This window comes from Micropruina sp. (assembly GCF_047607385.1).
Classification (GTDB): domain Bacteria; phylum Actinomycetota; class Actinomycetes; order Propionibacteriales; family Propionibacteriaceae; genus Micropruina.
Genome location: NZ_JASGDE010000023.1, coordinates 23,088 through 31,078, shown reverse-complemented (window position 1 = coordinate 31,078; position 7,991 = coordinate 23,088). Strand labels below are relative to the sequence as shown.

The 7,991-nt window shown below is 70.7% G+C and carries 8 protein-coding genes; 4 read left to right on the top strand and 4 right to left on the bottom strand.

What is annotated here, in order from left to right:
• The 3 genes from QM582_RS02120 to QM582_RS02110 all read left to right on the top strand — a co-directional run.
• A partial coding sequence (locus tag QM582_RS02120; RefSeq protein ID WP_415081316.1) for a PP2C family protein-serine/threonine phosphatase occupies positions 1-630 on the top strand: 630 nt, incomplete at its 5' end.
• Between the two features lies 1 nt (position 631).
• Complete coding sequence (locus QM582_RS02115; RefSeq protein ID WP_415081315.1) at positions 632-1,912, top strand: VWA domain-containing protein; 1,281 nt, start codon at positions 632-634, stop codon at positions 1,910-1,912.
• Between the two features lies 1 nt (position 1,913).
• The gene (locus tag QM582_RS02110; RefSeq protein ID WP_415081313.1) at positions 1,914-2,858 is read left to right on the top strand and encodes an FHA domain-containing protein; all 945 of its coding nucleotides are present in this window, start codon (positions 1,914-1,916) and stop codon (positions 2,856-2,858) included.
• A 105-nt stretch (positions 2,859-2,963) separates the two neighbouring features.
• Here the strand turns inward: QM582_RS02110 and QM582_RS02105 are convergent, their stop codons facing one another.
• Entirely contained in the window at positions 2,964-5,174 is a 2,211-nt protein-coding gene (locus QM582_RS02105; RefSeq protein WP_415081312.1) for a glycoside hydrolase family 3 C-terminal domain-containing protein, read from the bottom strand.
• A 129-nt stretch (positions 5,175-5,303) separates the two neighbouring features.
• A complete protein-coding gene (locus QM582_RS02100; protein ID WP_415081310.1) occupies positions 5,304-5,834 on the bottom strand; it encodes a TetR/AcrR family transcriptional regulator in 531 nt (176 codons plus the stop codon).
• Positions 5,835-6,019: 185 nt separating this feature from the next.
• On the opposite strand from QM582_RS02100, the gene QM582_RS02095 reads away from it, so the two are divergent.
• Entirely contained in the window at positions 6,020-6,430 is a 411-nt protein-coding gene (locus QM582_RS02095; protein ID WP_415081309.1) for a hypothetical protein, read from the top strand.
• 63 nt (positions 6,431-6,493) lie between these two features.
• Here QM582_RS02095 and QM582_RS02090 read toward each other — a convergent pair whose 3' ends face one another.
• Both QM582_RS02090 and QM582_RS02085 read right to left on the bottom strand, forming a co-directional pair.
• On the bottom strand, positions 6,494-7,162 hold the full coding sequence (locus QM582_RS02090; protein ID WP_415081307.1) for a vitamin K epoxide reductase family protein: 669 nt from the start codon (positions 7,160-7,162) through the stop codon (positions 6,494-6,496).
• Positions 7,155-7,943 carry a DsbA family protein gene (locus tag QM582_RS02085; RefSeq protein WP_415081306.1) on the bottom strand — a complete coding sequence of 263 codons (789 nt, stop codon included), beginning with the start codon at positions 7,941-7,943 and terminating at the stop codon, positions 7,155-7,157. The genes QM582_RS02090 and QM582_RS02085 overlap by 8 nt, the downstream gene beginning before the upstream one ends.
• Positions 7,944-7,991: the final 48 nt, after the last annotated feature.

Sequence of the window (7,991 nt, the reverse complement as noted above, 5' to 3'; positions counted from 1 at the left end):
GGCGGGCCGGGCGCGCCCGGGTCCGCCGAGCCCGGGGAGCAGCCGTTCGCCGAGGCCCTGATCGAGGCGGCCGCCGCCGCACAGCGGGCGGTGATCGAGCACACCGCGTCCGACACCCGCAATGCGGCCTCCTGCACGTTCGCGGCGGCGGTGCTGGACGGCGACCGGGTGCACTGGGCGAGCCTGGGCGACTCCCGGGTCTACCTGCTCGGCGACGGCACCGGCGTCCAGCTCAGCACCGATCATTCGGTCGCCGAGGAGCTGATCCGCGCCGGCCTGCCGCGCGCCGAGGCGGAAAGCAGCCGGCAGGCGCATGCCATCACCCGCTGGCTGGGACGCGATTCGGAGAACCCCACCCCCGACACCGGGGTGTATCCGCTGACCTTGGGCGGCTGGCTGCTGGTCTGTTCCGACGGGCTGTGGAATTACGCCTCCGAACCGGCCGCGCTGGCGCGCCGACTGCGGGCGGCGTCCGAGGCGTCCGACGAGCCGGTGAAGGTCGCGGCCGAACTGGTCAAATGGGCCAACGCGCAGGGCGGCAAGGACAATGTGACCGTGGCGCTGGCGCGGCCGGACGCTAACCTGAACGGTACGCCACAAGCATCTTCGGACGAGTCAGAGAAGGACTGAGATGGCCCTGTTCACCTCCGCGGTGTACCAGAACGAGTTCCTGCCCGACGGCGGCACCGACGTCAACGCGATCGTCACCGTCGCCTGCAGCGGCGCGGGTGCGGCCGGCAAGACCGGCAGCGGGGACGCCGGCGAGATCATCATCGTCGACACCTCCGGCTCGATGGGCGACGTCAACATGGCCGCGGCCAAGCAGGCCGCGATGGTGGCCCTGGACCACATTCTCGACGGCACCTACTTCGCCGTGGTGGCCGGCAACCACAAGGCCTATCTGGCCTACCCGATGGTGCAGTCCGGGGCCGGCATGGTGCGGATGGACGCCCGCACCCGCGCCGAGGCGCGCCGCGCGATCAGCTTCTTCCGGGCCGACGGCGGCACCGTGATGGGCAACTGGCTGAACCTGGCGAAGGCGCTGTTCGACTCGATCGGGCACCTGGCCCAGAAGCACGCCATCCTGCTCACCGACGGCGAGAACCACAACGAGACCCAGCAGCAGCTCGATCTCGCGATCCGTAACTGCCTGGGCCAATTCCAGGTCGACTGCCGCGGCGTCGGGGTGGACTGGAAGGTCGCCGAGATCCGCAAGATCGCCCAGGCGCTGCTCGGGTCGGTGGACATCATCCCGAACCCGTCGGCGCTGGGGCAGGCGTTCGCCGACCTGATGCAGACCTCGATGGCGCGCGGGGTGGCGCAGGCCGATCTGCGGGTGTGGATTCCGCAGGGCGCGCAGGTGCTGTTCATCCGGCAGGTCTCCCCCACCGTCGAAGACCTGACCACCCGGGGAGTGCCGGTGAACCCGCTCACCCAGGCCTACCCGACCGGGTCGTGGGGCGACGAGGAGCGCGATTACCACATCCAGATCCGGCTGCCGGCCAAGTCGGTGGGCCAGGAGCAGCTGGCGGCCCGGGTGCAGCTGGCGGTGGGCGCCGAGGTGCTCACCCAGGGCCTGGTCAAGGCGAAGTGGTCTTCGGACACCAACCTGACCGCGCAGATCAATCCCGAGGTGGCGCACTACACCGGGCAGACCGAACTCGCCCAGGCCATCCAGGAGGGCCTGCAGGCGAAGGCGTCCGGCGACGAACGGACGGCGACCACCAAGCTGGGCCGGGCCGCGCAGCTGGCCGCCGAGACCGGCAACGCCGAGGCCACCGCGAAGCTGCGCAAGGTGGTCGACATCGAGAACGCCGAGACCGGCACCGTGCGGCTCAAGCGCGGGGTGGCCAAGGCCGACGAGATGGCGCTCGACACGGCGTCCACCAAGACCACGCGAATCAGGGGCTGAGATGGCTATCTGTCCGGCGGGACACACCTCCACGTCGCAGGACTACTGCGACACCTGCGGCCTGCCGGTCACCGCGGATGCGGTGTCGGTGCCGACCGCGCCGGTGGTGCCGCTGGCCGGCGCGCTGTGCCCGCACTGCGGCACCGACAACGCCCCGGACGCCCTGTTCTGCGAGGCCTGCGGCTACGACTTCACCACCGGCACCATGCCGCGCACCGCCGCTCCGGCGGCATCGCTGCCCTCGACCTGGGGCGGGAGTTCCGGGGCGTCCGCGTGGGGAACGCCGAGCGGGGACGCCGCAGCCCCCGCCCAGCCCGCGACCACCGAAACGCCGGACGCGCCCCCGTCACCGGACGAGACGTCCGAGCAGCCCGCACTGCAGACCGCGGCACCGGAACCGCTGCCCGCTCCCCTGGACGTCCCGCCGCCGGCTCCGGTGGCGGCCCCACCGGCGGCCCCCATGGAAATCCCGCCGGCGGCACCCGCACCGACTCCCCCGTCCCGGCGTCCGCTGCAGCCACGGCCGACGGCGGTGGAATGGGTGGCCGAGATCTGGATCGACCCCGACTGGTACGCCACCCAGGGCTCCAGCGACGCGCTGCCCTCGCCCGGCCTGCCGGACGTGATCCCGCTGCGGGCCAGTTCGGCGCTGATCGGCCGGACGTCGGTCAGCCGCAACATCCATCCCGACATCGACTGCGACCTGGACACCGGGGTGAGCCGCCGGCACGCCCAGGTGACCACCGACGGCAGCCGCTGGTGGATCGAGGATCTGGAGTCGGCCAACGGCACCTTCGTCGGGCCCTCGGCCGGACCGCTGCCCACCGACCCGATCGGACGCGGCCGCGTGGAATTCGCGCCCGACCAGCGGATCTACCTGGGCGCCTGGACCCGGATCGTGATCCGGGCCGCCACCGACGACGAGAAGCAGGCCTTCAACGGCTGAGCTCAGCCGATCGTGCCGGGCGGCACGATCCATCAGGCAGCAGTGGACCAGGAACAGTTCCGCACCTCACCGGGGACAGGCGGTGAGGTGCGGAACGTGTGTCGGTCAGCCTCGCTGGGCCTTCTCCACCAGCCCGACCGAGACCGACCGCGGCAGCGGGAAGCCGTCCAGGCGCCCCACAGGCAGGTCCGTGACCAGCACCAGCGCACCGGCGTCTCCGCCGACCCCCTCGCTGACCAGGGCGCGCGTCTCCTCGCCGACAATCGGGTCGTCCATCAGTTCGCCGAAGGTGGAGTTCAGCGTGATGGGCGTCCGCACCACCTCACCCGCCAACTCGAAGGCGGTCTGCGACCGCAGGTCGCGGCTGGACGCCCCCACCTCCACCGTGTAGCGGCCCGGCTCCACCACCCACCGGTCCACCCGGAGGTCCCAGTAGGCCAGGTCCTCGTGACGCAGCAGCACCTCGACGTCCACCGTCTGCCCGGCTTCGACGAGCACCGAACGGAACCCCTTCAGCTCGCGCGGCGCGCGCTGCACCGCCGACCCGGGGAGCGAGACGTAGGCCTGAACCACCTCGCGGCCGGCGACCGCACCGGTGTTGGTGACCGGGACCGTGACCAGTACGTCCCCGCTCTCGGTGACCCGCGCCGCGGCGTCCCCGTACTCGAACGTGGTGTAGGACAGGCCGTGGCCGAACGGGAAGCGGACGTCGAGCTTGCGCTCGTCGTACCAGCGGTAGCCGACCAGCAGGCCCTCGCCGTAGCGCACCCGGCCCTGGTCGCCGGGGAAGTTCCCGTAGGACGGGTTGTCCTCCAGGCGCAGCGGGATCGTCTCGGCGAGGCGCGCGGACGGGTTGGCGACACCGAACAGGATGTCCGCGGTGGCGCCGCCGCCGGCCTGGCCGAGCAGCCAGCCCTCCAGCAGCGCGGGCACCTTGTCCACGAACGGCAGGTCGACGACGCCGCCGTTGGACAGCACCACGACCACGTTCGGGTTGACCGCCAGCACCGCGTCCAGCAGCTCCAGCTGCACCGCCGGCAGGTCGATGTGGGTGCGGTCGAAGCCTTCGGACTCCTCCGCGGCCGGCACGCCGAGGAACAGCACCGCGACCTCGGCGTCCGCGGCCGCCGCGACCGCCTGGGCCCGCAGCTCGGCGGCGTCGCCGCTGCCGTCGATGGCGAAGCCCGGCGCGTAGCTCACCGCGCCGTCGGCGAGCGCGCGGATCTCGTCGAGCGCGACGTCCAGCTTGGTGGGAACGATCTGCGAGGAGCCCGCGCCCTGGTAGCGCGGCTTCTCGGCGAACTCGCCGATCACGGCGAGCTTGGCGTCACGCCGCAGTGGGAGCACGCCGTCGTTCTTGAGCAGGACGATGCAGCGCGCGGCGACCTCGCGCGCCAGCGCGTGGTGGGCGGCGGCGTCCAGCGGCCCGTCGATCGCGGGGCGGCTGAGCGCCTTGCGCACCAGGTCCAGGTTGCGCCGCACCACGGCGTCCAGCGCGGCCTCGTCGAGCGCGCCGCTGCGCGCCGCCTCGACGATGTCGGCGTCGGTGCGGCCGTCACAGCCCGGCATCTCCAGGTCCATGCCGGCCCGGACGCCCTCGATCCGGTCCACCACGGCGCCCCAGTCGGAGACCACCAGGCCCTCGAATCCCCAGTCGTCGCGCAGCACCTCGGTGAGCAGCCACGGATCCTGCGAGGCCCAGACGCCGTTGATCTTGTTGTAGGAGGTCATCACCGTCCAGGGCTGGCCGCCCTTGACCACCCGCTCGAAGGCGCGCAGGTAGATCTCGTGCAGCGGACGGGGATCGACGTCGCTGGACGAGCGCATCCGGTCCGACTCCTGGTTGTTGGCCGCGAAGTGCTTCAGCGAGGAGCCGACGCCCTTGGACTGGATGCCCTTGACCAGGCCGAGGCCCATCTCGCCAGAGACGATCGGATCCTCGGACATGTACTCGAAGTTGCGGCCGCAGAGCGGGGAGCGCTTGATGTTGATGCCGGGGCCGAGCAGCACCGCGACGTTCTCGATGGCGGCCTCGGTGCCCAGCGCCTCGCCCACCCGCTCGGCCAGCTCCGGGTCTAAGCTCGACGCGAGTCCGACGGCCGGCGGGAAGCAGGTGGCCGGGACGCTGCCCGCCAGTCCCAGATGGTCGGCGGAGCCGGTCTGCTTGCGCAGCCCGTGCGGCCCGTCGGTCAGCATCAGGGACGGGACGCCGACGCGCTCCACCGCGGTGGTGTGCCAGAAGTTGAGGCCGCTGGTCAGCGACGCCTTCTCTTCCAAGCTGAGTTCTGAGACGTCAGGGATGCGGTCGTCTGACATGCGAGGTCGACTCCTTCGTCGGTGGGACGCCACCCACGGTGTGGCGCGAGATTGCGTGGTGGCTAAACCATAAAGGCTAAGGTTTTCGCGTGCAAGCCTCCAACCGGGCGGGAGGCGAGGGGGTTTCGACTACGCCGGGATGCGCGACTTGACCGCCAGGGCGTCCCACAGGTCGTGCAGCAGGGCGACCATGTCGATGGTGGGATCGAGCAGCCATTGCTGCTGAAGGCCGTCCGAGGCGGCCACCAGCGAACGAGCGGCACCGTCGACATCGATGTGCGGACCGAACTCTCCGCTTTCCTGCGCATTGCGTATCGCTTCGCTGAGAATGCCGCGGGCCCAGTCGTAGCGTTCCAGGAAGTACTCGTGCGCCGGGTGCGCGCCGATACTCGCCTCGGCGGAGAACTCGATGTACAACTGCACCAGCCCCGGCACTTCGGTGTTGTGCCGGATCACCTCGAGATAGCTGGCGAAGTCGTGCCGGGGCTTCCAGAACGTCTCCTCGTCGTGGACGTCGCGACTCTTCAGCACTTCCAGGTAGAGCTCTTCGCGGGAGCTGAAGTGATGCATGAGACCGGCCTGGGTAAGGCCGACGCGTTGCGCGATCTCCTGGTTGAAGGCGTGGCGGAAACCCTTTTCGGCGACCACTTCGAGGGCCACCTGGAGAATCTCCTGCCGCTTCCTCAGCCCTTTCGCGTACGGACCTCGAGCGTTCACAGGACTCCTCGGGACGGATCCAAGGTCGCGGCGGGACGACCCGGTGACAGCCCCCCACGGCGGGAGGCATCGGTCAGTCTACGTACTGATCGGGCGTAGTCACCAGCCAGTGCGCCCGAGGCCTCATCGTGGTCGGCCCGATCACCAACCTGGCCTCGACCGGCATCTCCACCGGCGTGCTGTGGGCGTTCGGCGTGGCCCCCTGGCTGGCCGGTGCGATCATGGGCGGCCTGTGGCCGGTCTTCTTGATGTTCGGTCTGCACTGGGGCTTCCTGCCGATGAAACTGCCGTTCTACTTCGGCCTGGTCGGTGGCGCCACCGGCGGCGCGATCGCCGCCTGGGGCGGGTCCGCGTCCAGCACCTTCGTGCTGCCGTCGCTGCTCGCGCTTCCCGCCTACCTGGACCACGGCAGCTTCACCATGCAGCTGATCGGCACCGGTGTCGCCATCGCGCTGGCCTTCACCCTGACCCTGTTCTTCGGCATCAACAAGAACAACGACGAGCCCGACGACGTCCTGGACGGCGCGGTCGCGGCGTAGTCCGTCGGACGGCGAACTTCCGTGCGTCGGCGGGTCGGTCCCCGTGCGTGAGCCGGTAGGCCCTCAGAGCATCAGCGGGACGTACTTGACCACCACCATCGCGGTGATGCCGAGCAGCCAGAGCGTGACCAGCAGCAGGTCCAGGTCGTAGCCGATCAGGGTGCGGGCGGCCCGGCTCGCCGGTTCGGGCAGGTAGAGGTTGCCGTCCCGGATGTTCACATGGGTCAGCGAGGTGAACACCAGCGTGGTCGACAGCGTCACCAGCAGGCACCACGGGCACAGCGCGCCGATCACGAAGAACGCCTGGAAGAACAGCCAGTAGGCGAACACCAGGCCGAGCGTGTAGACCAGCTGGGCGGCGAACATGAACCAGCGCGGGAATCGGACGCCGCCCAGGCTGGCCACGGCGATGGTGATCACCACCGGCTCGGCGACCAGCCCGAGGAAGGCGTTCGGGAAGCCGAACAGGCTGGCCTGCCAGGACGCCCCCACCGTCCCGCAGCTGAGCACCGCGTTGATGTTGCAGGCCAGCGCCGCCTGCGGGTCGGCGGCCAGCGCGATCGCGTCCACCGAGAGCACGAAGGACGCGGTCAGGCTGAGCAGCGCCGAGATCAGCATGGTGGTGAAGATCCAGCCGTTGGACTGCCGGATCCGGCGCAGCCGGTGCAACGTCCCCGGCGCCTCCGGGGACGCCGCACCGTGGGCGCTGTTCGCCACCGCGACGTCAGGCACCGGAGGCCTTCCGGATCGCGTCCGCCAGCGGCCCGGCGGTGTAGAGGTCGCCGGTGAAGGTCTCGCCGTTGATCTGCACCGTCGGGGTGCCGGTGATGCCGGAATCGAAGGCCTGCTGGGTGAGTTGGCCGATCCACGGCGCATAGGTCTGCCGGGCGAAGGACGCCACCACCTCGGCGGACGCCCCGGCCTGGCCGGCCAGGGTGGCCAGCTGGTCGTCGGTCAGCCCGCGCGAGCCTTCGGCCGGCTGGTTGGCGAACAACAGCTGGTTGAACCGGAGCGCGGCCTGGGGGTCGGCGTTGGCGACGGTCACGAAGGCGTTGGCGGCCCGGGTGGAGTACTGGCTGCCGGACGACTGGGAGTCCAGGAAGGCCATCGGGTGGATCTCCAGCTTGACCGTGCCGGCCGCGACCTGGCTCTGCAGCGCCTCACCGTTGGCGCGTTCGAATCGCCCGCAGAACGGGCACATGTAGTCGGCGTAGACGGTGACGGTGGTGGCGGCGTCGTCCTTGCCGAAGCGAATGGCGCCGGCCGCGGTGGCACCCGCCGGGGCGACCACGGCACCGGTCGGCGGCGGCACCGCGGAACTGCTCGACTTGGCGTTGACCACCGCCCAGACCATCACCCCGACGATCACCGCGATCGCGGTGACGCCGGCGATCCAGGCGGTTCGGACGATGATCCGCGTCCGCTTCCGGGCGGCGGCCTCCTGCTGCTGCCGGCGGTGCAGTGCCTCACGGGCCTGGCCGCGTCCGGCGGGCGGAGTGTTCTTCTTCGACATGGTTGGTTCCTGATCCGGGCCGGACGGCCGGCCCCGCTGAGTGTTCGA